Source organism: Streptomyces sp. R35, assembly GCF_041053035.1.
GTDB lineage: Bacteria > Actinomycetota > Actinomycetes > Streptomycetales > Streptomycetaceae > Streptomyces > Streptomyces lutosisoli.
Window position 1 is genome coordinate 7,473,956 of sequence record NZ_CP163440.1, and the last position, 25,120, is coordinate 7,499,075.

At 68.3% G+C, this 25,120-nt stretch carries 23 protein-coding genes, 2 tRNA genes and 1 pseudogene; 15 read left to right on the forward strand and 11 right to left on the reverse strand.

The features are described 5' to 3' along the window. Window positions 1-3 precede the first annotated feature (3 nt). The 3 genes from AB5J50_RS33935 to AB5J50_RS33945 all read right to left on the reverse strand — a co-directional run bounded on the left by AB5J50_RS33935 (window position 4) and on the right by AB5J50_RS33945 (window position 1,987). The gene (locus tag AB5J50_RS33935) at window positions 4-579 is read right to left on the reverse strand and encodes an SMI1/KNR4 family protein (protein WP_369262151.1); all 576 of its coding nucleotides are present in this window, start codon (window positions 577-579) and stop codon (window positions 4-6) included. Between the two features lie 275 nt (window positions 580-854). Further along, window positions 855-1,622, reverse strand: a complete 768-nt coding sequence (locus AB5J50_RS33940) for a transposase (protein WP_369262153.1) — start codon at window positions 1,620-1,622, stop codon at window positions 855-857. A gap of 35 nt (window positions 1,623-1,657) precedes the next feature. Next, complete coding sequence (locus tag AB5J50_RS33945) at window positions 1,658-1,987, reverse strand: hypothetical protein (RefSeq protein WP_369262155.1); 330 nt, start codon at window positions 1,985-1,987, stop codon at window positions 1,658-1,660. A 213-nt stretch (window positions 1,988-2,200) separates the two neighbouring features. Between AB5J50_RS33945 and AB5J50_RS33950 the strand changes: the two genes are divergently transcribed. Next, the gene (locus AB5J50_RS33950; RefSeq protein ID WP_369262156.1) at window positions 2,201-2,935 is read left to right on the forward strand and encodes a tyrosine-type recombinase/integrase; all 735 of its coding nucleotides are present in this window, start codon (window positions 2,201-2,203) and stop codon (window positions 2,933-2,935) included. A 281-nt stretch (window positions 2,936-3,216) separates the two neighbouring features. Here AB5J50_RS33950 and AB5J50_RS33955 read toward each other — a convergent pair whose 3' ends face one another. After that, window positions 3,217-3,822, reverse strand: coding sequence for a DUF4145 domain-containing protein (locus AB5J50_RS33955; RefSeq protein ID WP_369262157.1), 606 nt, complete (start codon window positions 3,820-3,822; stop codon window positions 3,217-3,219). Between the two features lie 149 nt (window positions 3,823-3,971). On the opposite strand from AB5J50_RS33955, the gene AB5J50_RS33960 reads away from it, so the two are divergent. Beyond that, window positions 3,972-4,133 (forward strand): hypothetical protein, encoded by a 162-nt coding sequence (locus AB5J50_RS33960; RefSeq protein ID WP_369262158.1) that lies wholly within the window; start codon window positions 3,972-3,974, stop codon window positions 4,131-4,133. A 90-nt stretch (window positions 4,134-4,223) separates the two neighbouring features. On the opposite strand, the gene AB5J50_RS33965 is transcribed toward AB5J50_RS33960, so the two are convergent. Then, window positions 4,224-4,285, reverse strand: a tRNA-OTHER gene (locus AB5J50_RS33965). 242 nt (window positions 4,286-4,527) lie between these two features. Next, window positions 4,528-5,124: a TetR/AcrR family transcriptional regulator gene (locus tag AB5J50_RS33970; RefSeq protein ID WP_369262159.1), complete on the reverse strand. Its 597-nt coding sequence runs from the start codon at window positions 5,122-5,124 to the stop codon at window positions 4,528-4,530. A 312-nt stretch (window positions 5,125-5,436) separates the two neighbouring features. Between AB5J50_RS33970 and AB5J50_RS33975 the strand changes: the two genes are divergently transcribed. The 3 genes from AB5J50_RS33975 to AB5J50_RS33985 are packed head-to-tail and all read left to right on the forward strand — an operon-like array spanning window position 5,437 to window position 8,108. Continuing rightward, window positions 5,437-6,948 carry an MFS transporter gene (locus tag AB5J50_RS33975; protein WP_369265590.1) on the forward strand — a complete coding sequence of 504 codons (1,512 nt, stop codon included), beginning with the start codon at window positions 5,437-5,439 and terminating at the stop codon, window positions 6,946-6,948. A gap of 34 nt (window positions 6,949-6,982) precedes the next feature. After that, entirely contained in the window at window positions 6,983-7,156 is a 174-nt protein-coding gene (locus tag AB5J50_RS33980) for a hypothetical protein (protein ID WP_369262161.1), read from the forward strand. Between the two features lie 49 nt (window positions 7,157-7,205). After that, entirely contained in the window at window positions 7,206-8,108 is a 903-nt protein-coding gene (locus AB5J50_RS33985) for an NmrA family NAD(P)-binding protein (protein WP_369262162.1), read from the forward strand. Window positions 8,109-9,004: 896 nt separating this feature from the next. Here AB5J50_RS33985 and AB5J50_RS33990 read toward each other — a convergent pair. The 4 genes from AB5J50_RS33990 to AB5J50_RS34005 form a co-directional block, all read right to left on the reverse strand. After that, window positions 9,005-9,142: a hypothetical protein gene (locus tag AB5J50_RS33990; RefSeq protein ID WP_369262164.1), complete on the reverse strand. Its 138-nt coding sequence runs from the start codon at window positions 9,140-9,142 to the stop codon at window positions 9,005-9,007. Further along, window positions 9,139-9,465, reverse strand: coding sequence for a hypothetical protein (locus AB5J50_RS33995; protein WP_369262166.1), 327 nt, complete (start codon window positions 9,463-9,465; stop codon window positions 9,139-9,141). The genes AB5J50_RS33990 and AB5J50_RS33995 overlap by 4 nt, the downstream gene beginning before the upstream one ends. A 165-nt stretch (window positions 9,466-9,630) precedes the next feature. Next, entirely contained in the window at window positions 9,631-9,855 is a 225-nt protein-coding gene (locus AB5J50_RS34000; RefSeq protein ID WP_369262168.1) for a hypothetical protein, read from the reverse strand. A gap of 64 nt (window positions 9,856-9,919) precedes the next feature. Beyond that, on the reverse strand, window positions 9,920-10,357 hold the full coding sequence (locus tag AB5J50_RS34005) for a DUF6233 domain-containing protein (RefSeq protein WP_369262169.1): 438 nt from the start codon (window positions 10,355-10,357) through the stop codon (window positions 9,920-9,922). A gap of 381 nt (window positions 10,358-10,738) precedes the next feature. Between AB5J50_RS34005 and AB5J50_RS34010 the strand changes: the two genes are divergently transcribed. From AB5J50_RS34010 to AB5J50_RS34020, 3 genes and pseudogenes are all read left to right on the forward strand, one after another. Further along, window positions 10,739-12,781 carry a SpoIIE family protein phosphatase gene (locus tag AB5J50_RS34010; RefSeq protein ID WP_369262171.1) on the forward strand — a complete coding sequence of 681 codons (2,043 nt, stop codon included), beginning with the start codon at window positions 10,739-10,741 and terminating at the stop codon, window positions 12,779-12,781. Between the two features lie 154 nt (window positions 12,782-12,935). Further along, entirely contained in the window at window positions 12,936-13,967 is a 1,032-nt protein-coding gene (locus tag AB5J50_RS34015; protein ID WP_369262173.1) for an IS256 family transposase, read from the forward strand. Continuing rightward, window positions 13,883-14,833, forward strand: a pseudogene (locus tag AB5J50_RS34020) (tyrosine-type recombinase/integrase); the annotation flags it as partial. The gene AB5J50_RS34015 and the pseudogene AB5J50_RS34020, both read left to right, overlap by 85 nt. A 259-nt stretch (window positions 14,834-15,092) precedes the next feature. Here the strand turns inward: AB5J50_RS34020 and AB5J50_RS34025 are convergent. Next, window positions 15,093-15,164 (reverse strand) — tRNA-Arg (locus tag AB5J50_RS34025). A 243-nt stretch (window positions 15,165-15,407) separates the two neighbouring features. Here AB5J50_RS34025 and AB5J50_RS34030 point away from each other — a divergent pair. The 7 genes from AB5J50_RS34030 (at window position 15,408) to rho (ending at window position 25,047) form a co-directional block, all read left to right on the forward strand. Beyond that, window positions 15,408-15,944, forward strand: coding sequence for a response regulator (locus AB5J50_RS34030; RefSeq protein WP_369262175.1), 537 nt, complete (start codon window positions 15,408-15,410; stop codon window positions 15,942-15,944). Between the two features lie 359 nt (window positions 15,945-16,303). Further along, a complete protein-coding gene (gene nrtL, locus AB5J50_RS34035) occupies window positions 16,304-17,311 on the forward strand; it encodes an ArgS-related anticodon-binding protein NrtL (RefSeq protein ID WP_369262176.1) in 1,008 nt (335 codons plus the stop codon). 7 nt (window positions 17,312-17,318) lie between these two features. Continuing rightward, window positions 17,319-18,710: a diaminopimelate decarboxylase gene (lysA, locus tag AB5J50_RS34040; RefSeq protein WP_327431753.1), complete on the forward strand. Its 1,392-nt coding sequence runs from the start codon at window positions 17,319-17,321 to the stop codon at window positions 18,708-18,710. 201 nt (window positions 18,711-18,911) lie between these two features. Next, entirely contained in the window at window positions 18,912-20,204 is a 1,293-nt protein-coding gene (locus AB5J50_RS34045) for a homoserine dehydrogenase (protein WP_369262177.1), read from the forward strand. A gap of 6 nt (window positions 20,205-20,210) precedes the next feature. After that, the gene (gene thrC, locus AB5J50_RS34050; RefSeq protein ID WP_327431755.1) at window positions 20,211-21,269 is read left to right on the forward strand and encodes a threonine synthase; all 1,059 of its coding nucleotides are present in this window, start codon (window positions 20,211-20,213) and stop codon (window positions 21,267-21,269) included. Window positions 21,270-21,712: 443 nt separating this feature from the next. Next, a complete protein-coding gene (gene thrB, locus AB5J50_RS34055) occupies window positions 21,713-22,642 on the forward strand; it encodes a homoserine kinase (protein ID WP_327431756.1) in 930 nt (309 codons plus the stop codon). 389 nt (window positions 22,643-23,031) lie between these two features. Continuing rightward, complete coding sequence (rho, locus tag AB5J50_RS34060) at window positions 23,032-25,047, forward strand: transcription termination factor Rho (protein ID WP_369262179.1); 2,016 nt, start codon at window positions 23,032-23,034, stop codon at window positions 25,045-25,047. Window positions 25,048-25,120: the final 73 nt, after the last annotated feature.

Below are 25,120 nucleotides of genomic sequence, written 5' to 3' on the forward strand. Positions count from 1 at the left end.
ACGTCAGGCTCGTCCCCAGCCGGGCGGAAGCAGGTCCCAGGAGTCACGACCGAGCCATTCGCCGAAGGTCACAGGCCGGGCGCCGCCGGCATGGTCGAGGGACAGCGGGATGATCAGGTCGCTTGTCGCCCGTCCGTCCCACCAAAGCGTCCCGGCGAACGGGCCCGTGATCACCAAAAGCGTGGCGAATCCGCAACCGTGCTCCTTCGCGACGAAAGACCCCGCTGTCTTCCGCTCGTTGAAGTCCCAATACTCGGTGTTCCAGCCATTCATGGACTCCGAGAACGCGTCCTCATCTGCGTAGTCCTCAGCCCGAGGCAGGCGCCGATAGAACTCGTCGTCGGCATCCTCGTAGGTGTCGGGGTGGGGGAAGGGCAGGGGCAGGAGGTCACGTCGCTTCGTGCTGTTACCCGCCCACCACCAGCCGTTCTCCGTCTTCTCAAGCTGTTCGACCGCCCCGCCCGAACTCACCTGCAGCAAGTAGTGGCGATACTCGCTGGGGAAGGTGACTCCAAGTTCGGCCTCGGCTTCGATCACCTCGGCCTCGGTCAGCGGACGTGGCACGGCGGGACGGTTCATGGCCCGAGGCTAGACGACGGCCTTTCGTGCCGCCGCTGAGTCCCTGCGTCTCAAGCGCCACAGAAGCGCCTCGCACAGCTTTGCGATCGACGCCCGTCCCGCGGGCTCAACCTGAGCAGTCGACCGCTGAGCCGAGGCCCAGGGGATGGTGAATTACAACGACACGACCCCTGGAGGATATCGCCGTCGTTCACACGTCGGACAGAACCTAAGGCTTGTCCCGTAACGATCTTGGAGTAGGGAAAGGCAAGGTCGTCTGCAGGGGGCTTGCTCGCCTATCCGGCGAGGGCCAGGTTGTGCAGGCGGGCGATGCCGAGCATGGCGTGATGGACGCCGTCTCCTTTGAGGCGGCAGTCGCGGAGGATCTTCCAGCTCTTCATGCGGGCGAAGGTGTGCTCGACACGGGCCCTGACCTGCTTGTGCGATCGGTTGTGCTCCTCCTTCCATGTCTGGAGTTCCTCGCCTTTGCGGCGCCGGTGTGGAATGAGCAGGCCGGTCCCTTGATAGCCGCCGTCGGCGATGGTCATGGTGTTGCCGACGGCGGCCTTGGCGCCGGATTCCTCCCAGCCGCGGGAGTCGTGGCGGTTGCCCGGCAGGGGCCGGCCGACCACGACGACCAGGCGGGTGTCAGCGTCGATGACGACCTGATGGGCCGTGGAATAGCGATAGTTCTTCGACTGCTCCGCCACTGTGTGGTCGCGGGTGGGCACCAGGGTGCCGTCCACGATCAGCACGGTGTTCTTCCGGAACCGCTGGCGCGGCCGCATTGCGAGGAGTGGCCCAAGGTGGGCAATGATCCGGTCCGCTGCCGACTTCGAAACCCCGAATAGTGGTGCAAGTTGCCGCAGCGTCAGGTTCGTTCGCCAGTACGCAGCGAGCAGGAGCACCCGGTCGGCCAGAGGAAGACCCCAGGGTCGGCCCGTGCGGGCATCGTCGACGCCTTCACGCCGGAGTGCGTTCACCAGTTTGGTGAAGGATCTCGGGCTGAGCCCACTGAACGGGCCTATCCAGGACGGTTCCGCTGCAGTGATCACTTGAGGCACGCGGCGAGGATCTCACCACAAGCGAGTGACACAGGTCAGTCCTGTGAGCCTCTCTCCACGAGCAGGGCCCGCAGCCGCCTCACCTCAGCGATCAGGCGGGGTACGTCCTGACGCGCCCATGCGATGAAGTCGAGATCCGCATCCAACTGCTGGTCCGGACCGAGGATTTGCCGAGCGCCGACGATCCGGTTGACATAGATCTCGTCATCTTCCTCGCCGTGGTCAGGATCGACCTGGATGAAGCTCTCGCCACCTGTTGCTCCGCGCGTCTCCAGCCAGGGCACCCAAGGCCCCGGCGATGCGGCTGCAGCGCGCTCGGCCATCGCATCAAGGTCGGTTTCGGAGAGTGCCTCGTCCGTGGACATGCCCAGATCATTCATCCCAGTCAACCCGCAGTCCATAGCCCGGAACTGACACCTCAACAGTCACTCCCGTTACGGGACAGCCCTTAACCGTGCCCGGCTACGACGGCGTTTTCGACATGATCGCCTCCGTCACCGGTCAACCCACCACCAGGCATCACCGACCGGTGGACGGTACGTAGACAGCAATTGAGACCGCTGGCTCCTGCAAGGAGCGTGCCCGGCCTCATCATCGGCGATCGTGGCAGCGACAAAGTCCCCGACTACGTGCTCAGCAGCGTCATGAAGCACGCGGTCAAGAGTCACCGGATCTCAGTCAGTCCATACCACGAACACGATCTACCCAGCAACGACGATCAGCACAACCACGTCTACCTGACCCACGACCAACTGGAGACGCTGGCCGAACATGCAGGCCGCTACCAGACGTTCGTCACGACGCTCGGGTACACCGGCATCCGGTGGGGTGAGGCCATCGCCATCAAGGTCGGCCGCACGCAGCTGGACGACCGACGGATACGCATCCTCCAGGCGTACTCGGACATCGACGGGCACCTCGAACTCGGGCCGGTGAAGAACCACGAGAAGCGCTCTGTGCCGCTCCCGCGGTCGTTCGCAGAGGAGTTGCGGCCCCTGGTTGTCGGACGTCCCCGGGACGCCCTGCTCTTCACTGCTCCGGAGGGCGGACCGATGCGGTACCCGAACTTCCGGCGTCGGGACTGGGAGAAGGCGGTGAAGTCGGCCGGCCTGGAAGGGCTCGACCTCACATCACACAAATTGCGTCACACGGCCGCCTCGCTGGCGATCAGCGCGGGTGCGGACGTCAAGGTCGTCCAGTTGATGTTGGGCCACAAATCTGCGGCCATGACGTTGGACGTGTACGGCATTTGTGGCCGGACCGATTGGACGAGGTGGCCGATGTGCTCGACGCGGGCCGTTCTGCCGCTCTGATAAAGCTGAGAGCGGTAATCGCGCCCGTCGGGTGACCAAATCCAGGTGTACTAAATGTGTACTGGCCCCGGGGGTCAGCCCCGGGGCCAGTCTCATGATCTAGCCCGTGACCTGCACGAACTGTCGTGTGCCCCCGGCAGGATTCGAACCTGCGACACCCGCTTTAGGAGTTCGATCCGAGTCTGCTCCGGCTACTGCCGTCGACTGGCGCGGCAGCCGGACAGAGACGCTGATGTACGCCTCTGTCTGGCGTCGTTGATGTCAACTGTGGATGTCAGAACTCAGTTTGCTGACGCCTGCCTACGGTTCTGAAATTCCTCGTACTTGGCTGTGAAGACGTAGATGTAGTTCAGTAGAGCCTCGGCAAGAGACAACGCATCCGCTGCGTCTTTCCGGCTCACCGATTCCTCGCTGAAGTGGGCGCCTTGGTTGCCTAGCACTCTCAACGCCTGTGCCCAGTCGAAGAGGCGGCCCTCGATCTTCCCGTTATCGCGGAGTTCCTGGAGTGCCTGGAAGAGGGCCTTCTTCTGCGTTCCCTGCTCGATGCACATGCCTTCCAGCGTACGGCGGACCATGACGGCAGCTGCCGTGTACAGGTTGGCATCGAAGCATGCACGCGCTTCCACTATCTCGCGCGCTATCGATGCTGGGATGCCCGGAGCAAGTGCGGTGACCTGGGGCCACAATCGTTGAGGCTCGTTCGAGTTGTCAGAATCTACGGGCTCGTTCCAGAGCTGGGGTTGTCCGCACGCCAGGCAACCCCAGAGCTTGAAGTCAGCTGGGCGGCCAGCTTGGTCTGGTGACCCGTTGCGGCGTATGACCCATTCGTCAAAAAGGGATTTTTCATCGCACTGTGGACACTCAAGTAACCGCATTTTTTGGCCCATGCATACCCCCGGATTCGACGGTGGACGACTGCCGAGCCTAGCGTGCAGGAGGTCGGTGTAGCGGTTAGGGCGGGAGCTGCCATGGGGCGAGACATCGGGGCCCGTAAGCTTGCCGCGCGCACGCCCAACGGCGGCAGATCGCCGATGCCGTGACGGCCGTACGGGCGGCACAGAACCTCTCGCCCGAGATCGTCGGCGCCATGCCCGTAGTGAAGCAACTCGTGTCCGACCTGCTGACCATGACCCGGCCACCCGCCGAAGACCTGCGGGTACTGGCAGCCGAGGTCGGCGTACACGAAGCAGCAGTCTGAAGTATGGGTCGGCGTCCGGGCTGTCCGCACCGTTGGCGAAGTGGATGTCAAAGGCCCCGGACCATGATCGGTCCGGGGCCTTTTGGCTTTTGCCCCCGGCAGGATTCGAACCTGCGACACCCGCTTTAGGAGTTCTGCCAGCTGAACGGGGCGCCTGGGCGCCAAGCCCGTGGCAGGGCACGGCGAGTGTTCTGGGAGGTGCTCAGGACCGGGTCAGTGTGCTGACGTTGCCGTCAGAAACTGCCGTCGCTCTTCATCTCGTCGGTGGCTGCGTTGACTCGCTCGGTGGATTCGACCCCCGCGCCGAGGTGGTCAAGGCGGGTCTCCTGCCAGGGTTCGGCCTGAAGCCGACTTGCGGGCCCGGGCGGCGGCCTGCACCGTCAGCCGGCCTCGGTCAGTCCGTGCGGTGCTGCGGTTCGGACTGCCCGGAGCCGCTCTTGGTGAGAGCCGTGCGCGCGGCCTGCAGCAGTTCTTCGGAGATCGGGTTGCCCCGGGTGGCGCGGGCGAGGGCGAGGGCACCGACCATGGTGCAGAGCTGGGCCATGCCGTCGTCGTCGCCGGTGGCCAGCCGAGCGGCGCGGTTCCGTACCCCGTTGATGTAGACGTGCTGGGCGCGGGCGGCCTGCTCGGGCGCGCGCCCCAGGTCGGCGGCGAATCCGGAGACAGGGCAGCCGTCCGCGGGGTGATCACGGTGCCAGGCCGAGAGGTAGTCCTCGATCAGGGTCCGCCGGGCGGCCTCGTGCTCCGCGGCGTGCTCCTCGAGCGCCACCGTCGAGTGTGCCGCCTGCTCGGCGAAGGCGTGGGCGATGGCCTCGTCGACCAGATCCTCCTTGGAAGCGAACTGCTTGTGAAACCCGCCATGGGTGAGCCCGGCGGCCTTCATCAGTTCGGCGACGCTGACCGCGGTGCCTTTCTCGCGGAACATCCGGGAGGCGGTGGCTACGACGCGCTGCCGGTTCTCCTGTGCTTGCGCCTGGGACACGCGGCCCACGGAATCACTCTCCTCGAATAGATGTCACTTGCCATCTATCCTAGCCGCCGTTTAAATTGCTGGCGACATCTATTTGATGCCGATGAGATCACTCGGCAGGTCGGGCAAGGCCTTGCACTGCCTCCCACCGTCTGAGGCCGCCAGCCTCCGCCCGCAATCGCAGAACCACCGACGGCACTGGAGACCCCTGTGGCATCACCACCCACCCCCACCGACTCCTCGACGCCCGCGGGGTCCACGCCACCCGAGCCGCCTGCCCGGCGACGAAGCGTTTCCGAGGCGGTCCACCGTCGGCGCTGGGCCATCCTGACCGTGCTCTCGTGCAGCCTTCTGGTGGTGATGCTGGACAACTCGATACTCAACGTGGCGATGAAGACCATCGCCCAGCCCGCTCCCACCGGACTCGGCTCCACCCAGAGCCAGCTGGAGTGGGCGGTCGACTCCTACACACTCGTCTTCGCCGGACTGCTCTTCACCGCGGGCCTGCTCGGTGACCGGCTCGGCCGCAAGAAGGTGCTGCTCTTCGGCATGCTGGTGTTCGGCGCGGGATCCGCGCTGTCCGCGCTGTCGGACTCCTCCGGGCAGCTCATCGCCTTCCGCGCCGTGATGGGCTTCGGCGGCGCCTTCATCCTGCCCGCCACCCTCGCGATCATCATGAACGTCTTCGAGCGCGACGAGCAGCCCAAGGCCATCGGCATCTGGACCGGTGTGGTCGGTTTCGCCATCGCCGCCGGCCCGATCGCCGGCGGCGTCCTGCTGGAGCACTTCTGGTGGGGCTCGGTCTTCCTGGTCAACGTGCCGATCGTGGTCGCCGCGATGGCCGCGATGGTGGCGATCGTCCCCGACTCCAGGGACCCCAGGCCCGGCAGGCTCGACCCGTTCGGCGTGCTGCTGTCGATCGCCGGTCTGGCGCTGCTGGTCTACGGCATCATCAAGGGCGGCCAGTTGGGCGACTTCACCCGGCCCGAGTCCTGGACGACGATCCTCGGCGGCCTGGCGGTCCTCGCCGGCTTCGTGGTGTACGAGGCCCGCAGCGACCATCCGGCCCTCGACGTCACCTACTTCCGCAACCGGCGGTTCTCCGCGTCCGTGGCCGCCATCGGCCTGGTCTTCTTCGCCCTCATGGGCGTCACGTTCTTCAGCGTCTTCTACAACCAGAGCGTGCGCGGCTACAGCGTCCTGCAGTCCGGACTGCTCGTGCTGCCGCTGGCCGCCTCCCAGATGTTCTTCGCCCCGCGGGCCCGGCTGGTCGTGGGCCGCTTCGGCGCCCGAGCCGTGTGCGCCACCGGCCTCGTCCTGACCGCCGTGGCCTTCGCAGGCTTCCTGCTGCTCGGCCAGGACACCCCCATCTGGGTGCTGGAGGTGCTGTTCTTCCTGATGGGCACGGGGATGGCCCATGTGATGCCGCCCGCCACCGTCATGATCATGTCGTCGCTGCCGCGGGAGAAGGCCGGCTCCGGATCCGCGGTCAACAACACCTTCCGGCAGGTCGGCGGGGCCATGGGCGTCGCCGTGCTGGGGTCGCTGCTGTCCACCACCTACCGCGACGGCATCGACGGCCACCTGGACGTACTGCCCACCTCCGACCGGCACGCCGCAGGTGAATCCGTCCAGGCGACCCTTACCGTCGCCGAGAAGCTGGGACCGGCCGGCAGGGCACTGGTGCAGCCCGCGCACGACGCCTTCATCCACGCCATGCACATCAGCGCGATGGGGTCCGCAGCCGTCGCCCTGGTCGGCGCGGTCGTCGTGCTGGTCTTCCTGCCTGGCAAGGACGCCGCTGCGGCCGCCAGCGGTGCTAAGTCCCAGCGCCAGACCGTCTGAGCCCGACGGTGATCACGAACCATCCCCGCGAGACATGGAGGCGACCGCCTGCCAGGGACGTCCCCGCAGTGTCGTCGCCGAAACCGCCGTCATCGAGACGGTACTGCGGCTGCTCGAAGAGACCGCCACGACGTGTGAAATCGCCACACGGACCCACAGTGGCATCGCAGGGGCCAATGCCTTGCTGACGGCTGGGCTGACGCTCTGATCACACCTCAACTCAGATATTTTCCATTAATTTCGAAGGAGATCGCCCGATGGTTGCCAACAACCTTGTTCTTATCCCCGGTGCCGGCGGCGTGGGCCGCACGGTCTTCGAGCACCTGCGTGCTCAGGACGTGCCAGTGCGTTTCATGGTCCGCCGCGATGACGAGCGGGCCGCTGAACTGCGGGCACTGGGCGCAGAGGTCGTCATCGGTGACCTGGCCCGGCCCGAGACGGTAGCGGCCGCGCTGCAGGGCGTGGCGCGGATGTACTTCGGGATGCGCGTGTCGCCGGACCATCTGCTGGCGGCGACCGTGGTGGCTTCCGTTGCGAAGGAGTACGGGAAGCTAGAGGCCCTGGTCGACCTGTCGCAGATGACGGTGTCGCAGATGACCGCCACCAGCACGGAGGAGTCCCACCAACAGCGGCTGCACTGGCTGGCGGAGCAGGTGTTCGACTGGTCGGGTCTGCCGGTGGTGCACATCCGGCCGACGGCTTTCCTGGACACTCCGCTGTTCACCACGATGGCGGCGCGGTCGATTCAGGAGAACGGCACGATCGCGGTGCCGTTCGGCACCGGACGCACCTCGCCGGTCGCCGTGGACGACGTCGCCCGGGTCATCGCCACTGTGCTCCGCGACCCGGCTCCCCACATCGGGCAGGTCTACGAGCTGACCGGGCCGCGCTCGGTCGACATGACGGAGCTGGCCGCGGAATTCTCTCGGGCGCTGGGCAGGCCGGTGTCCTATGTGGACATGCCCCCGGAGCGGTGGGAGGCCCACCTCCCGAAGCTGGGGATGCCCCCGCACCTCGAACAGCACGTCGCCACCATGGCCCGGCTGCACCGGGACAACCGTTACAACCGCACTGCCAACGGCGTCGAGCGCGTGACGGGCATCCCCGCCCAGTCCATCGAGGCGTTCGTAGCCGCCCGGAAGGACTTCTACCTGGGCTGAACCGACCTGCTTGTGCGCGTTCGGTGCCTGCCGCGGGAGGCGGTGTCCATCATTTGCGATTGGCTCCGGGAGCGGGCTTACCCGAGCTCGGGCGCGTCAGGGACGCCGTAGCCGTGGTCCATCGGCCGAAGCGTGTTGTGATGCCGAAGGATTCGGGTGTCAGTCAACCCGTATCGCGTAGCGGTCGCCTGCTTGCCACCTGTGGGTCGTTGCCGTCAAAACGCCCCGGACCATCCTGGCCCGGGGCGTTTCCCCTGGTCACGCTTGTGCCCCCGGCAGGATTCGAACCTGCGACACCCGCTTTAGGAGTTCGATCCGAGCGCCGCCCGACAAGGTCCTCACGCGATCGGACCGTACGTGCCTGGCCGCCCATGGATGCCTGCGTCCAGTGCTGTTGATGTCACCTGTGGATGTCAGCCGTAGCTAGCGCTTCTTGCGGATCCTGCGCTTCTTCGCCTTGGCTTCCTTCTCCTTGCGTTGGGCCACGCCGTACGCGGACCACGGCCCTTGATGGACCGGACACCGGGACGTGCCGGTCACCACCTTCCGCCGGCACCGCCCCCCTGACTTGTTCGGTGCGCCACACGTCGCCACGCCGCTGCCTCCTCCGGGTCTCGCCCCGCAGTTCCTGAAGCTTCTAGGAACCGTGGCCGGTCTCCTGCCGACAGACAAGGCGCAGACAGCCCCTGTTGGTGCACGTGGGCGCACTCCGGCGCGCTATCAGCTTGGGAAGCTGAGGTGATCTAGAGCTGGCCGCATGGCTGACCTGCGGGGGAGTGGTGCCGGTGTGCGCTCGGCCGCCGTCCGGGTGTCCGGTGTTCCCCGTGGTTCCCCGCAGGATCTGGCACGAATCTGGCACGCCTGCGTTGGTGCTGGCTGCCACCACAAGGCCGTTGTCAGCGCAGCTCGGCAATCGCCTTGTCATCGAGGCCATACGCGGTGAATTCGCTGTCGTCGATCCAGTCTGCTCCGACAGGGGGTTTGGAGGTCCGTGAGGTCGAAGGCGTCGCGGGCGTGTCGCCGACCGAGTTCACCTCTGCGAACGCACCGCGGCTCTGAACCTCCACGGAGGCACCGGCGCATCACCCGTCGCCCGCTGCACCAGGTGCGGACGCATCTGGACCGAGCAGAGCGCCGCTGCGGAGCTCTGTAAGCAGAGACACCCGACGTCGATCACTTGGATCACGTTGCCCCGGGCCATGTACTCGACCCAGCACTGATTGCCGAAGGCTGCCGCTTTCGCCCCTGGCGGCGGGAACGGGGCCTCGGCCGTGGCGCTAATGATCAGGATGATCTCCTTGCGCGCGTCGTCGGGGACGTCCCACAGCACGTCGGCGGCGCGTTTGATCAATTCCACTCGCATTGCGCACCCCGTGGCAGGAGCAGCGTTGCACGGCACCGCCCCCAGCCCGGATGGGCCTGCCTAACCAGGGTCTCTCGGCTCGTTCGGGGATGTACAGGGGCACAGCGAAGCCCCCGCACACGCTCGTGCGGGGGCTCACGCATACCCAACCGCACAACCTCAGCCGCGCGCCTCCGGAGCCCAGTGGGTCGGTCCCCCGCCGCGCCATTCGAGCAGCTCCGGGTCGTCGATCTTCGTATCAGCCTCGGGCAGGCCTGCGAGGCGTAGGAACTCCACCACGTCGAGCAGGTGGTACGCCGTGCCGACGTACTCATCGCGGATCGTCACCCGCCGTCCGCCGTCCGGCTGCGGCGGGTGAACGATCACGGGCGCTTGTCCGGACATACTCCCAGTGTGCTCTGGGTTATCCGCATATGGATCGAGCCCCCGCACTCGCTCGTGCGGGGGCTCAGTCGAGGATCCCTAGCTCGGTGTCCGGTCGGCAGAACGCGCACGCCTCCAAGCGCGCGTCCGTGAGCGCCATCCGAGCATCCTGCGCCGAGATGGGATGCGTGTTGTTGCTGGTCATCGTGCAGTCGTCGATGTGGAAGCAAGCCTCCTGCGGAGCGGTGGGCGTGCGCCGCTGCTCGACCATGAAGCCGGACGACTGACGCTCGCACCTGGCCGGCGCCGGGCCAAGCACGGGGCGCAACTCGGGCGGCCGACGGCGTGGAGACTGCGGAGGCCGCGCCGATTCCTGCCGGCCCTCAGCCACCGCGAGGGCTTGGCGTACAGCGTCCCGCTGGAGCCGCAGGTACGTGACGACGGTCTCTTCGTCGGCGAGCTGCGCTTCGAGGTGCGCCAAGATCACACGCAGGCGCGCAGGGACAGGCGGCAACTCGGTCACATGTTCGATTCAAACACCAGGCCCCCGCCTCGTCGAGCGCCCCGAGCGGGGGCGAGTTGGTCACCCCCAACACCGCTTTAGGAGAGAGGGTGGGGCGTCCTGTTGGTGACCTGCGGCTTCGCTGACCAAGCTAGCGCGCAGGTGGCGTCCCGCGACGTGGTGTAGCGCTGCGGAGTTGTCCGCGATCAGGCGTCGGCCACATGTTCGTTGCCGTCAGCGCTGCGGTCCCCGGCGTCCACGCGCACTTATGGCAAGCGCGATCTTGTCGCCTGGGCTGTGGTCGTGAGTAGTGCATTGTCGCCGTCACTCCCATCCTGGGTGGAGGAAGCCCGCTAATTGGCGGAGGTGATTTCCATGACTCAAGGTGACGCGGCTAGGCGTTTGAGTGATGCGGACGTGGCGATGCTCGACGCTCTGTTCACCCAGTCGCCCCTGGGATTGCGCCTGCTGGACACCGATCTGCGGGTGGTGCGGGCCGACTCGGCCGCAGCCTCCAAGCACGGCGTGGCAGTGGAGGACCTCGTCGGGCGCCGCTTCCCCGATTCCGCCCGGGGGGCCGCGGAACCCGAGGAGCTCGCCCTGCTCGTCCGCAGGGTGCTGGACAGCGGTGTCCCCGTAATGGGGCACGTCGTGCGGGGACGCCCCCCCACCGATCCAGGGCGCGAGCGTGCCTACGAGGTTTCTGCATTCCGTCTGCACGATCCGCGCGGGCAGGTGCTCGGTGTTGCCCTGATGGGCGTCGAAGTCACGGATCGTGAAAAGGCACGTGCTCATGCGGCCGTAATCGGTGCGGTGCGCGAGCGGGTGGGCCGGACCCTCGACGCGTTGGTGACCTGCGGGGACCTCGCTGACACCCTGGTGCCGGGGTTCGCGGACATCGCGGTCGTGGAGGTGGTGGATTCGATGGCGCGGGGCGATGAGCCCCCGCTCGCTCCGCTGCCGGCTCACGTGCCGCTGCGCCGGGTCGCCTTCCGTAGCAGCGCCGACGGCGATCCACCGCAGGCGTATCAGCCGGGGGACGTGCGCAGCCTGCCGGCGCCGACCCCATACACGCAGGCACTGTCGGATCTGCGCCCTCGGGTGGTCACCCTGCATCCGGGTTTGCCCTGGCTGGCGACCGACCCGGCCCGCGCGGACGCGATCCACGCGTCCGGCGCCCATTCGCTTCTTGCGGCGCCGCTGACGCTGCAGGGCACCGTGCTCGGCCTGGTCAGCCTCTATCGCACCGGGAAGTCGGATCCGTACGACGAGGGGGACGTCGAGGTCGTGCTCGCGGCGGCCAACCACACGGCCCTGTGCATCGAGAACGCCCGCCGCTACGCGCGAGAGCACACCATCGCCACGACCCTTCAGCGCGGGCTGCTTCCGCGCCGCCCTGTCTCGCACACCGCCCTGGAAACCGCCTTCATGCGCGCGACAGACGACCGGGGAGGAGGCTGGTACGACACCATTTCCCTGTCCAGCGCCCGCACCGCCCTGGTCGTCGGAAAAGTCAGCGGGGAGGGCATCAACGCCACCGCGACCATGGGACAGCTGCGCACCGTCATCCGCTCCCTCGCCGAGTCCGGCTTGGAACCCGACGAACTACTTGCCCGGCTGAACGACACCGCGACGCTCCTCGCGGAAGAACGCGCCTCCCTGCCTCCCAGGGACCCCCTGTACCGCGAGGCGCTCACCGCCAGCTGCGTCTACGCCGTCTACGACCCGCTGACGGAGACGTGCACGGTCGCCACGGCCGGCCACCCGGGCCCTGTCATCGCCTACCCCGACGGCACCGTAGCGCTTCCCGACATGCCGACGGGGCCACAGCTGGGAGGTGCCGAGGACATCCCGTTCGCCACCGCCACAGTCAAGATCCTGGAAGGCAGCGTCCTGGCCTTTTCCAGCCCCCCGATCCCAGTCACGGACGCCTCCGACGGCTCCGGCCCGCTCCAGCGCGCGCTGGCTCAAGGCGAACGTCCCATCCACGACCTGTGCGACGAGCTCCGGTACACGCATGATGCCGGGAGGGACTCCGTACTGCTCCTCGCACGCACCCGGCCCTTCCCGGCCGACCGCGTCGCCACCTGGCAACTCGACGACGACCCCACGGCCCCCGCCACAGCCCGCCGCCTCGCCCGCGCCCAGCTGAGGGCATGGAACGTCGACGAGGACGCGGCCTACAACACCGGACTCATCGTTAGTGAACTGGTCACCAACGTGGTCCGCTACGGAAGTCCGCCCCTGGAACTGCGCCTGATCAACGATCGCACCCTCACCTGCGAGGTCCGCGACACCAGCCCCGCCGCCCCACACCTGCGACACGCTCGCACCATCGACGAAGGCGGCCGCGGTCTGTTCATCATCGCCCAACTCGCCCACGTCTGGGGCACCCGTTACACAGCCGATGGCAAAACCATCTGGACCGAACAGGCACTCCCCTAACGGCGTTACTCACACGGCCCAAAGGCGACCCAGAAGCATCGGCCGCGAGATCGCCCCGTGCCGCGGGCCCCCCACGGGACTGTCCTGAATTTCGTGTAAGTCCTGGTGTGGCCCGTCTGGCATGAGGTGTGGCCTCTGCCGGGAAGGATCCACCATGGCGATCAAGGACGATGGCCCGCGCGAGAGCGTCGCGAACAGCGTGAGAACGGGTGCGGAGTTGGCGCGAGCGGCCCAGCTGGACCGGGACCTGGCCGAGCAGTTGATCGAACGGGCCCGCCGGGAGGGTGTGAACCTGGTCGGCGAGGGCGGCCTGCTGTCGGGTCTGGTCAAACTGGTCCTGGAGGGTGCCCTGGAGGCGGAGCTGACCGAGCACCTGGGCTACGAGAAGGGCGACAAGGCCGGTGCGGGCTCGGGCAATTCACGCAACGGCACGTCGAAGAAGACGGTGCTGACCGACGTCGGGCCGGTCGACATCGAGGTACCGCGCGACCGGGCCGGTTCGTTCACGCCGCAGGTGGTGCCCAAACACTCGCGTCGGATCAAGGGCTTCGACGCGGCGATCCTGTCGCTGTACGCGAAGGGTCTGACCACCGGGGAGATCCAGGCCCACCTGGCGGAGATCTACGACGTGGAGGTCTCCCGCGACCTGATCTCCCGGGCCACCGACAAGGTCGCCGGCGAACTGGACGCCTGGCGCAACCGTCCGCTGGACCGCACCTACGCGGTGATCATGATCGACGCGATCGTCATCAAGATCCGGGATGGAGCGGTCGCCAACCGGCCCGTCTACGTGGCCATCGGCATCAGCCTCGACGGCGAACGCGACGTGCTGGGCATGTGGGTGGGCACCGGCGGCGAGGGCGCCAAGGCGTGGATGACCTGGCTGGCCGAGCTGAAGAACCGCGGCGTGCAGGACGTGCTGATCGCCTGCTGCGACGGGCTGAAGGGGCTGCCGGACTCGATCCAGAACATCTGGCCGCTCGTGGACGTGCAGCTGTGCGTGGTCCATATGGTCCGCCACAGCCTCAAGTACGCCTCCACCAAGCACTGGGCACTCATCGCGAAGGAGCTGCGGTACGTCTACACCGCGCCAACCGCGGAGAGATCGCGGCGGCCGTACGGTGGATCGACAAGGCCTCGCTCCCTGTGGGGGAGTTGCAAGAGATCGCCCGTGTTCATGGGCTGATTGACGGGTTGGGGCGGAGGCTGGACGGCAAGCCTGCAGCCACCCAGACGTACCGGCGTCGGCGGGCGGTGGTCTTCAACGCGCTGGAATTTGCAGTGGAGTTGGAATACCTGACGTCCAACCCGCTTAGCCGGGTGCGCCGCAAGCGGGGCAAGCGTGCGGTGCAGGAGGTTGACCGCCGGGTGGTAGTCAATCCTCGGCAGGCTCGGGAGCTACTGACCGCGCTCACCTACGTGGGTGGCTACGACCGTGCGAGCGGCCGGCGGCTGCGGGCGTTCTTCGGGTGTCTGTACTACGCGGCCATGCGTCCGGGGGAGGCACTCGGGCTCCGCCGCTCCGACTGCACGTTTCCGGCGTCGGGCTGGGGACGTATCGAGCTGGCGGAGACGCGGCCCACGGCTGGGAAGGCGTGGACGGATTCCGGGGAAGCGCACGATCGGCGCGGCCTGAAGCAGCGGGCACAGGGCGAGGTGCGCATCGTGCCGATTCCGCCCCCGTTGGTGCGGCTGCTCCGCGAACACCTGAAGGAATTCGGTACGGCGGAGGACGGCCGGCTCTTCTCCAGCGAGCGGGGCAATGTGATCGCGGCCTCGTCGTACTCCCGGGCGTGGAAACAGGCTCGGGAACTGGCGCTCGTCCCGCACCAGGTGTCGTCAGTGCTGGCCTTCCGTCCGTACGACCTCCGTCACGCGGGCGTGTCTCAGTGGCTCAACTCCGGTGTACCCGCCCCGGAGGTAGCGGCCCGTGCCGGTCACTCGGTCGACGTCCTGCTGAAGATCTACGCCAAGTGCATCGACGGCCAGGAGCAGGAGATGAACGACCGGATCTTGAAAGGTCTGGGGGAGGAGGGCGACAGCGAAGACTGACTGACACAACCCACACGCCCCTCACGCGAGCCCCGGAGTGGTCCGGGGCTTTCGTCGTGTCGGAGGTGTGTCGGAAAGTTAAGCTCAAAGGGTCGCCAACCGGCCGTTGACCTGCCGGAAGGCTCGCCAAGATCATTACGTCGTCATTACGTGATCACTGGCAAACGGCTGCTTTCGGTGGCATCTGCCTGCACATACGCGAAGACCCCGTCCTCAGCTAAAGCGCTGATGGCGGGGTCTTTGGGCACCTCTTGCAAGGTGCCCCCGGCAGGATTCGAACCTGCGCACACGGCTCCGGAGGCCGTTGCTCTATCCCCTGAGCTACGGGGGCGTGTCGGGCGCGGTGTTCGCGGCGACGGGTAGAACCCTACCAGCTCTTTCGGGGGTGATTGCCACGGGTTTTGGTGCCGGGAGGGGCGGGTCGTGGGGAGTGTGTAGGAGCCGTCCCGGACGGCGGGCGGGCGCTCCGCACACGGTGGAACGGCCGTCTCGCGCGGGCCGGGCAGGGCGCGCCGTCCAAGGCGGACCGGGCGACCCGTAGTGGGCGGACCGGGCGCCCCCCCACGGGGTGGAAGTGGGGAAAAGCCGGACGCGGCGGTGGGTACGGACCTACTCTCGAGTTGTGCCAGGCGCGTCTGGTCGGGTGCTTGTTGTGGACGACAACAAGGTCATCCGGCAGCTGATCAGGGTCAACCTCGAACTGGAGGGTCTCGAGGTCGTGACCGCGGCCGACGGTGCCGAGTGCCTGGATGTCGTGCATCAGGTGCGGCCCGATGTCGTGACGCTCGATGTCGTCATGCCTCGGCTGGACGGGCTGCGGACCGCCGCCAGGCTCCGTGCCGATCCCCGGACCCGGAATCTTCCCCTCGCCATCGTGAGCGCCTGCACTCAGCACGAGGTCGAGAGCGGGCTCGATGTGGGTGTCGACGCCTTTCTCGCCAAGCCCTTCGAACCTGCCGAACTCGTGCGGCTCGTCAGGCAGTTGATGGAGCGGCGAGGGCGTGGCGGCAATGCGGGGGGCGGTGAGGGTGGCTCGCCGTCGTTCGAGAGTGCCTTCGGGGCCACCACCGAGGTCGAGGAAACCGAGCGCGCAGGCCGCGCCAGCCACTGACCGGTACTGACCGGCCGAGTCGGCACTGTCCGTCCTCGCCGGGCCACTGCCCCGGCCGCGCCAGCCACGGAGAAGCACGACGGTCACCGAGAAGCACGACGGTCACCGAGAAGTACCAAGCTCACCGAGACTCCGCCCGCCAACCCTCTGCCTGGCCCCGCCCGCCATCCCCCTACCCAGCCCGGCCCTGCAACGCCCGCAGGTCCGCCCCCCCACCGGCCATTCCCCCTCGCCCCCGGCCACGCGCGCGCCCACCCCAGCTCCACCCCCACCCCAGCTCCCACCCACCCCCGTCCACATCCCGGACCCTCCCCAAATCGACTCGCCTACCCACCCCCCTCCTCCCATACGCTTGTCCCGTGACCCCCGTCGAGCTCTCCCGTACCGTGCTGCGCGCGGTGCGTCGTGCTGTCGATGAGGGGGAGCTGAGTGTCGCTGTGCCGGCGCGTGCCGTGGTGACGCTGCCGGGGCCGGGTGGGTGTGGGGATTACGCCACGAACATCGCCCTTCAGCTGGCGCGGCCGGCCGGGCGGGGGCCCCTGGAGGTCGCCGAGATCCTGCGGCCGCACCTCAGCGGCGCCGCCGGTGTCGCGGACGTCGCGATCACCGGGCCCGGCTTCCTGAACATCAGCCTCGGCGCCGGGGCACCCGCCGCCCTCGTGCACCACGTCCTGACGCAAGGCGCGCGGTACGGGCACGGTGACACCCTCGCCGGGCGGGTCGTCGAGCTGCGTGTGCCGTACGACGCTCGTGCCGAGGTCGTTGCCGACACCCTCGTACGGATCGTCGCCACCCAGGGCGGCCGTGCCGAGGTGCGGCACGCCGAGCCGGTGAATCTGCGGCCCGTACCGGCGCCGGAGGACCCCGCGCCCCTAGGACCCGACGCCGCCCGCTGGGCCCTGCTCCACCCCGCACCCCACGACCGGCCCCGGATCACCGCCGACCACCTCGTCCAGCGCGAGAGCAACCCTCTCTTCCGCGTCCGGTACGCCCACGCCCGCACCCGGGCCCTCAGCCGCAACGCCGCCGCACTTGGATACGTCAGCGACCCCAGTCACGTATCCCATGAGTCTCAGGAGCTTGAGTCTCGGGAACTTGAGTCTCAGGAACACGATCTCCTTGCCGCCCTCGGCGACTACCCCCACGCCCTCCGTGTCGCCGCGAGCCACCGCACCCCCGACCGGCTCGCCCGGCACCTCGTCGTCACCGCCGACGCACTCCTCGCCTTTCAGCACGCCGTGCTGCCGCTCGGTGACGAGAAACCCTCGGCCGCCCACCGCGCCCGGCTCGCGCTCGCCGAAGCCGCCGGGACGGTGCTGGCCGGCGGCCTGTCCCTGCTCGGCATCAGTGCCCCTGACTATCTGTGAGAGAAGAATGAGCCGTTCCGCACACCCCGCCGGGCCCCGTCACGCCGATGTCCTCCACGAGGGCCACTACTCCGCGCCGCCCGCCGACCTCAACGCCCTCGATCCGAAGGTCTGGGCGCACACCGTCAGCCGTACGGAGGAGGGAGTCGTCAGCGTCGGGGGCATGGAAGTGACGCGGCTCGCCGAGGAGTTCGGCACTCCCGCGTACTTCCTCGACGAGGCCGACTTCCGGGCCCGCGCCCGTGCCTGGCGTACCGCCTTCGGGCACGACGCCGATGTCTTCTATGCCGGTAAGGCCTTCCTCTCGCGGGCCATCGTGCGATGGCTGCACGAGGAAGGGCTCAACCTGGACGTCTGTTCCGGTGGTGAGCTCTCCACCGCTCTGTCCGCCGGTATGCCCGCCGACCGGATCGCCTTCCACGGCAACAACAAGTCGGAAACCGAGATCCGTACGGCCATCGAGGTCGGCGTCGGGCATATCGTCCTCGACTCCTTCCAGGAGATCGTGCGCGTCGCCCACATCGCGCAGTCCCTCGGCAAGCGGCAGCGGGTGCAGATCCGGGTGACGGTCGGTGTCGAGGCGCACACCCACGAGTTCATCGCCACCGCGCACGAGGACCAGAAGTTCGGGATCGCCCTCGCCGACGGACAGGCCGCCGAGGCCGTGCGGCGGGCGCTCGCCCTCGACGGGCTCGAACTCGTCGGGATTCACAGCCACATCGGGTCGCAGATCTTCGACATGGCGGGCTTTGAAGTCGCCGCCCGGCGCGTTGTGTCGCTGCTCGCCGCCGTTCGTGACGAGCACGGTGTCGAGCTGCCCGAGATCGACCTCGGTGGCGGTCTCGGCATCGCGTACACCAGTGAGGACGATCCTCGTGAGCCGCACGAGATCGCCAAGGCGCTGGGCGAGATCGTGACGCGTGAGTGCGAGGCCGCCAAGCTGCGGACGCCTCGTATTTCCGTCGAGCCGGGGCGCGCCATCGTCGGCCCGACCGCCTTCACGCTCTACGAGGTCGGCACCATCAAGCCGCTCGACGGGCTGCGGACGTACGTCTCCGTGGACGGAGGCATGTCGGACAACATCCGCACCGCGCTGTACGACGCCGAGTACAGCGTCGCTCTCGTGTCGCGCACGAGCGACGCCGAGCCCATGCTCGTCCGCGTCGTCGGCAAGCACTGCGAGAGCGGCGACATCGTGGTCAAGGACGCGTTCCTGCCCGCCGACCTGGCCCCGGGCGACCTCATCGCCGTCCCGGCCACCGGTGCGTACTGCCGCTCCATGGCCAGCAATTACAACCACGCGCTGCGCCCGCCGGTCGTCGCCGTGAACGACGGCGAGGCACGGGTGATCGTCCGCCGTGAGACGGAGGAGGACCTCCTGCGTCTCGATGTCGGTTGACCGATAGGCCATGCCCCGAGTCATTCCATAGGCCAGCCTATGGAAGCCATGGAAGCCGTGGAATGACTCGGGTGGAAGATCTCCTGCGTCCGGCTACCAGAATAATGAAATAGATGTCTCACGATCCGGACGAAGGATAGAAACTCCCGTCCGGTGAGTGAGACTGGTCCAACCGAAGACGGTATGAGGAAACGAGGTCGGATGATGCGTACGCGTCCGCTGAAGGTGGCGCTGCTGGGCTGTGGGGTTGTCGGCTCAGAGGTGGCGCGCATCATGACGACGCACGCCGACGATCTCGCGGCCAGGATCGGCGCCCCGGTCGAGCTGGCCGGTGTCGCCGTCCGGCGGCCCTCCAAGGTCCGCGAGGGCATCCCGGCCGACCTCGTCACCACCGACGCCACCGCGCTCGTCAAACGCGGCGACATCGACGTGGTCGTCGAGGTCATCGGCGGCATCGAGCCCGCCCGTACGCTCATCACCACCGCCTTCGAGCACGGCGCCTCCGTCGTCTCCGCCAACAAGGCGCTCCTCGCCCAGGACGGCGCGGCCCTGCACGCCGCCGCCGAGGAGCACGGCAAGGACCTCTATTACGAGGCCGCCGTCGCCGGTGCCATCCCGCTGATCCGGCCGCTGCGCGAGTCCCTCGCCGGCGACAAGATCAACCGGGTGATGGGCATCGTCAACGGGACGACCAACTTCATCCTCGACAAGATGGACTCCACCGGCGCCGGGTATCAGGAGGCCCTCGACGAGGCCACCGCCCTGGGGTACGCGGAGGCCGACCCGACCGCCGACGTCGAAGGCTTCGACGCCGCCGCCAAGGCCGCGATCCTCGCCGGAATCGCCTTCCACACGCGCGTGCGCCTCGACGACGTGTACCGCGAGGGCATGACCGAGGTCACCTCCGCCGACTTCGCCTCGGCGAAGGAGATGGGCTGCACCATCAAGCTGCTCGCCATCTGTGAGCGGGCCGCGGACGGGGGCTCGGTCACCGCGCGCGTGCACCCGGCCATGATTCCGCTGAGCCACCCGCTCGCCTCCGTGCGCGGCGCGTACAACGCCGTGTTCGTCGAGTCGGATGCCTCCGGGCAGCTCATGTTCTACGGGCCGGGCGCCGGCGGCGCTCCCACCGCCTCCGCCGTCCTCGGCGACCTCGTGGCCGTCTGCCGCAACAAGCTCAGTGGCACGACCGGGCCCGGCGAGTCGGCGTACGCCGCCCTGCCCGTCTCGTCCATGGGCGAGGTCGTCACGCGCTACCACATCAGCCTCGATGTGGCGGACAAACCGGGTGTTCTCGCCCAGGTGGCCGCCGTCTTCGCCGAGCACGGCGTGTCCATCGATACGGTTCGTCAGCAGGGGAAGGCCGGCGAGGCCTCTCTCGTCGTCGTCACCCATCGAGCGTCCGACGCGTCCCTGAACGGGACCGTCGAGGCGCTGCGCAGCCTCGACACCGTGCGGGGTGTCGCCAGCATCATGCGGGTTGAAGGAGAGTAACCAGCAATGACCCACCAGTGGCGCGGAATCATCGAGGAGTACCGGGACCGGCTGCCGGTATCCGACAGCACGCCGGTCGTGACGCTCCGCGAGGGCGGTACGCCGCTCGTGCCCGCGCAGGTGCTCTCCGAGCGCACGGGCTGCGAGGTCCACCTCAAGGTGGAGGGCGCGAACCCCACCGGGTCCTTCAAGGACCGCGGTATGACCATGGCCATCAGCAAGGCCAAGGAGGAGGGCGCGAAGGCGGTCATCTGCGCCTCCACCGGCAATACGTCCGCCTCCGCCGCCGCGTACGCGGTGCGGGCCGGCATGGTTTCGGCCGTGCTCGTCCCGCAGGGCAAGATCGCGCTCGGCAAGATGGGCCAGGCGCTCATCCACGGCGCGAAGATCCTCCAGGTCGACGGCAATTTCGACGACTGTCTGACGCTGGCGCGCGCGCTGTCCGACAACTACCCGGTGGCGCTGGTCAATTCGGTCAACCCGGTACGCATCGAGGGCCAGAAGACCGCCGCGTTCGAGATCGTGGACATGCTCGGCGACGCGCCCGACATCCACGTCCTGCCGGTGGGCAACGCGGGCAACATCACCGCGTACTGGAAGGGCTACACGGAGTACGCCGCCGACGGCATCGCCACGCGGACCCCGCGCATGTGGGGCTTCCAGGCCTCCGGTTCCGCGCCCATCGTGCGCGGCGAGGTCGTCAAGGACCCGTCGACCATCGCCACCGCGATCCGCATCGGCAACCCGGCCTCGTGGAAGTTCGCGCTGGCCGCGCGGGACGAGTCGGGCGGTCTCATCGATGAGGTGACGGACCGTGAGATCCTGCGCGCCTACCGGCTGTTGGCCGCGCAGGAGGGTGTCTTCGTCGAGCCCGCCTCCGCCGCTTCCGTCGCCGGTCTCCTCAAGGCCGCCGAGCAGGGCAAGGTCGACCCGGGCCAGACGATCGTCTGCACGGTGACCGGCAATGGCCTCAAGGATCCCGACTGGGCCGTCGCGGGCGCCCCGCAGCCCGTCACGGTCCCCGTGGACGCGGCGACGGCGGCGGAGCGGCTCGGTCTGGCGTAAAGCCGTCGGAAAGCTGTTGGAAATCCGCCAGGGCCGGACCACACGCGGCCCGGCCCTGGCGGAAAGCCGCCTGGCGGGAATCCGCCAGAGGCAGCCGGACATGGTCACAGGCAGGCGGAAAGCGCCAGGAGCCGACGGCGAAAAGCGCCCGAAGCCGACGGAAACCGCCTGACGCGGGGCCCACCCCTACGGCAACCCGACAGGGGGTGCACGGGGGGCTTACGACACGCATCGTGCGCCTCCTGTGCGCCCTATGTCGCCACAGAACCTTCCTTCGATAGGCTGTACCGAACCCGCCCGCCGCATATGCCGCGGTGCCGCGCCGTCATTACGGCCTCCGGGTCTTCGTACGCATCGCAGTTCATCTCATCGAGTTCATCGAAGTTCATCGCAGTTCATCGAAAATCTCGTACATCACGCAGCTCAAGGAGAGTCTTCGAGCGATGGCCGGTCCAGCGTTCCGCGCCGCCGCCGTCCGGGTGCGCGTCCCCGCCACCAGCGCCAATCTCGGGCCGGGCTTCGACGCCTTCGGCCTGTCACTGGGGCTGTACGACGACGTGGTCGTCCGGGTGGCCGACTCCGGGCTGCACATCGACATCGCAGGTGAGGGCAGTGAAACGCTGCCCCGCGACGAGAGTCATCTCCTCGTACGCTCCCTGCGCACCGCCTTCGACCTGCTGGGCGGACAGCCGCGCGGCCTCGAGATCGTCTGCGCCAACCGCATCCCGCACGGACGGGGCCTCGGCTCCTCGTCGGCCGCCATCTGCGCCGGAATCGTCGCCGCGCGCGCCGTGACCATAGGCGGGGACACCAAGCTCGACGACACCGCGCTCCTGGAGCTCGCCACCGAGATCGAGGGACACCCCGACAATGTCGCGGCCTGTCTGCTCGGCGGTTTCACGCTCTCCTGGATGGAGGCCGGCGCTGCGCGGGCGATCAGGATGGATCCCGCCGATTCCATCGTTCCGGTGGTTTTCGTACCGGGGAAACCGGTTCTCACCGAGACCGCGCGCGGACTGCTGCCGCGCACCGTGCCGCATGTCGACGCCGCCGCCAACGCGGGCCGCGCCGCACTGCTCGTCGAGGCCCTGACCCGGCGCCCCGAGCTTCTGCTGCCCGCCACCGAGGACCGGCTGCACCAGGAATACCGCGCCCCGGCGATGCCCGAGAGTGCGGCCCTCGTGGAGCGGCTGCGTGCCGACGGCATCCCCGCGGTGATCTCCGGCGCGGGCCCCACAGTCCTCGCCCTGGCGGACCCGGCGTCGGCCGACAAAGTCGCCGATCTCGCAGGTCAGGGCTGGGCCGCCAACCGGCTGGACCTCGACGCCCAGGGGGCGTGCGTGCTTCCGCTCGCACCCGTCGGGGTCAATTAAGCGCGCACGGTTGCCGGATTTGGAGAGGGGGAATGTTTGTTGGATCCGGTAGTGTTAACCTCAAGTCTGCACCCGACCCCACCATGGCGAGGTGCTTCACGTCCCCGTCCGGGACAACCATTCTTCCGGGAGCCTCCCAAACTGCTTTGTGCGATGCATTGGGCGCTATGCGCTGAGCAGTGCTGAGCACGGCTCCGGAACCGGCGTGATCGAGCCGATGACACCGCAATTCAGTGCCTCGGTTCCGGAATCGTCATCACCAGTTATGTCTTCCGCCGCTTTGGCGGACAACCGCCCCGGCACGGTCCATACAAAGAGGACCAAATCCGGACAGCACAACCGGTCGCCGAGCCAGACAGGCCGACGTCCGCTCCAGGGAAGGACCCTTCGTGAGCGACACCACCGATCTGATGGGCGCACGTGTCGAGGAGACCGCTGCCGCGCCCGCCACGGACGCCTCCGCGCCTGCCACCGGTGCCGGGTCCCGGCGGCGCCGCGGTACCGGCCTCGAGGGCATGGTGCTGGCCGAGCTGCAGCAGGTCGCATCCGGCCTCGGCATCAGGGGCACCGCGCGTATGCGCAAGGGCCAGCTGATCGAGGTCATCAAGGAGGCGCAGGCGGGCGGGGGGGCCCCGGCCAAGGCCGAGGCCGCCACCGAGACCAAGCCGAAGCGCCGGGCCACCTCGAAGGCTCGTACGGGTGACGAGGCCGCGGCCCCGGCCGAGAAGAAGGCCGCCGCGAAGCCCGCCGCCGAGACGGCCGTGGCCCAGCAGCAGATCGAGATTCCCGGCCAGCCCGCCAGCGAGGACGCCCCCGCGGGCGAGCGTCGCCGTCGTCGGGCCGTCGCCGAGGCCGGCAGCCCCGAGACGGTCACCGCCGAGGCGAAGAGCGAGCCGAAGGCCGAGACTCCGGTCCAGGCGCAGGGCGACGCCGAGGGCGACGGCCGTCAGGGCCGCCGCGACCGCCGTGACCGCGACCGGGGCGGCCGTGACCGCGACCGCCGCGGCGGCAAGGGCGACGAGCAGCAGGGCGGCCAGGGTGGCGGCCCGCAGCGGCAGGAGCGCCAGGACCGTCAGCAGCAGGGCGGCGGCGGTCGTCAGGACCGCCAGGACCGTCAGCAGCGTGACAACGGCCCGCAGGACGACTTCGACGACGAGGGCGGCCGCCGTGGCCGCCGCGGGCGCTACCGCGACCGCCGTGGCCGTCGTGGCCGCGACGAGTTCGGTGCCGCCGGTGCGGGCGAGCCGCAGCTCGCCGACGACGATGTCCTGATCCCCGTCGCGGGCATCCTCGACATCCTCGACAACTACGCGTTCATCCGGACGTCGGGCTACCTGCCCGGTCCGAACGACGTGTACGTCTCCCTCGCCCAGGTCCGCAAGAACGGTCTGCGCAAGGGTGACCACGTCACCGGCGCGGTCCGGCAGCCGAAGGACGGCGAGCGCCGCGAGAAGTTCAACGCGCTGGTCCGCCTCGACTCCCAGAACGGCATGGCGCCCGAATCCGGGCGTGGACGCCCGGAGTTCAACAAGCTGACGCCGCTGTACCCGCAGGACCGGCTCCGTCTGGAGACCGACCCGGGCGTGCTGACCACCCGCATCATCGACCTCGTCGCGCCGATCGGTAAGGGCCAGCGCGGTCTGATCGTGGCCCCGCCGAAGACCGGCAAGACCATGATCATGCAGGCGATCGCCAACGCGATCACGCACAACAACCCCGAGTGCCACCTGATGGTCGTCCTGGTCGACGAGCGTCCGGAAGAGGTCACCGACATGCAGCGGTCGGTCAAGGGCGAGGTCATCTCCTCGACCTTCGACCGCCCGGCCGAGGACCACACCACGGTCGCCGAGCTCGCCATCGAGCGCGCCAAGCGTCTGGTGGAGCTGGGTCACGACGTCGTCGTGCTGCTCGACTCGATCACACGTCTGGGCCGTGCGTACAACCTCGCCGCCCCGGCCTCCGGCCGCATCCTGTCCGGTGGTGTCGACTCGACCGCGCTGTACCCGCCGAAGCGCTTCTTCGGTGCCGCGCGCAACATCGAGGACGGCGGTTCGCTGACCATCCTCGCGACCGCGCTCGTCGACACCGGGTCCCGCATGGACGAGGTCATCTTCGAGGAGTTCAAGGGCACCGGCAACGCGGAGCTCAAGCTCGACCGCAAGCTCGCCGACAAGCGCATCTTCCCGGCGGTGGACGTCGACGCGTCCGGCACCCGCAAGGAAGAGATCCTGCTCGGCAGCGACGAGCTCGCCGTCACCTGGAAGCTGCGTCGTGTGCTGCACGCGCTCGACCAGCAGCAGGCGATCGAGCTGCTCCTCGACAAGATGAAGCAGACGAAGTCGAACGCCGAGTTCCTGCTCCAGATCCAGAAGACGACTCCGGGTCAGGGCAACGGCAACGACTGACGTCAGCCGGGCAAGAAGTACAAAGGGCCGCCCCCGTCACGCACGTGACGGGGGCGGCCCTTTGCGCTGTCCG

Excerpts from the sequence above, each read along its gene's own strand:
- AB5J50_RS33935 (WP_369262151.1), bottom strand. The coding sequence starts at position 579 with ATGAACCGTCCCGCCGTGCCACGTCCGCTGACCGAGGCCGAGGTGATC.
- AB5J50_RS33945 (WP_369262155.1), bottom strand. The coding sequence starts at position 1,987 with ATGTCCACGGACGAGGCACTCTCCGAAACCGACCTTGATGCGATGGCC.
- AB5J50_RS33955 (WP_369262157.1), bottom strand. The coding sequence starts at position 3,822 with ATGGGCCAAAAAATGCGGTTACTTGAGTGTCCACAGTGCGATGAAAAA.
- AB5J50_RS33980 (WP_369262161.1), top strand. The coding sequence starts at position 6,983 with ATGGAGGCGACCGCCTGCCAGGGACGTCCCCGCAGTGTCGTCGCCGAA.
- AB5J50_RS33985 (WP_369262162.1), top strand. The coding sequence starts at position 7,206 with ATGGTTGCCAACAACCTTGTTCTTATCCCCGGTGCCGGCGGCGTGGGC.
- AB5J50_RS34000 (WP_369262168.1), bottom strand. The coding sequence starts at position 9,855 with ATGTCCGGACAAGCGCCCGTGATCGTTCACCCGCCGCAGCCGGACGGC.
- AB5J50_RS34015 (WP_369262173.1), top strand. The coding sequence starts at position 12,936 with ATGGCGATCAAGGACGATGGCCCGCGCGAGAGCGTCGCGAACAGCGTG.
- lysA (WP_327431753.1), top strand. The coding sequence starts at position 17,319 with ATGAGCCGTTCCGCACACCCCGCCGGGCCCCGTCACGCCGATGTCCTC.
- AB5J50_RS34045 (WP_369262177.1), top strand. The coding sequence starts at position 18,912 with ATGATGCGTACGCGTCCGCTGAAGGTGGCGCTGCTGGGCTGTGGGGTT.
- thrC (WP_327431755.1), top strand. The coding sequence starts at position 20,211 with ATGACCCACCAGTGGCGCGGAATCATCGAGGAGTACCGGGACCGGCTG.
- thrB (WP_327431756.1), top strand. The coding sequence starts at position 21,713 with ATGGCCGGTCCAGCGTTCCGCGCCGCCGCCGTCCGGGTGCGCGTCCCC.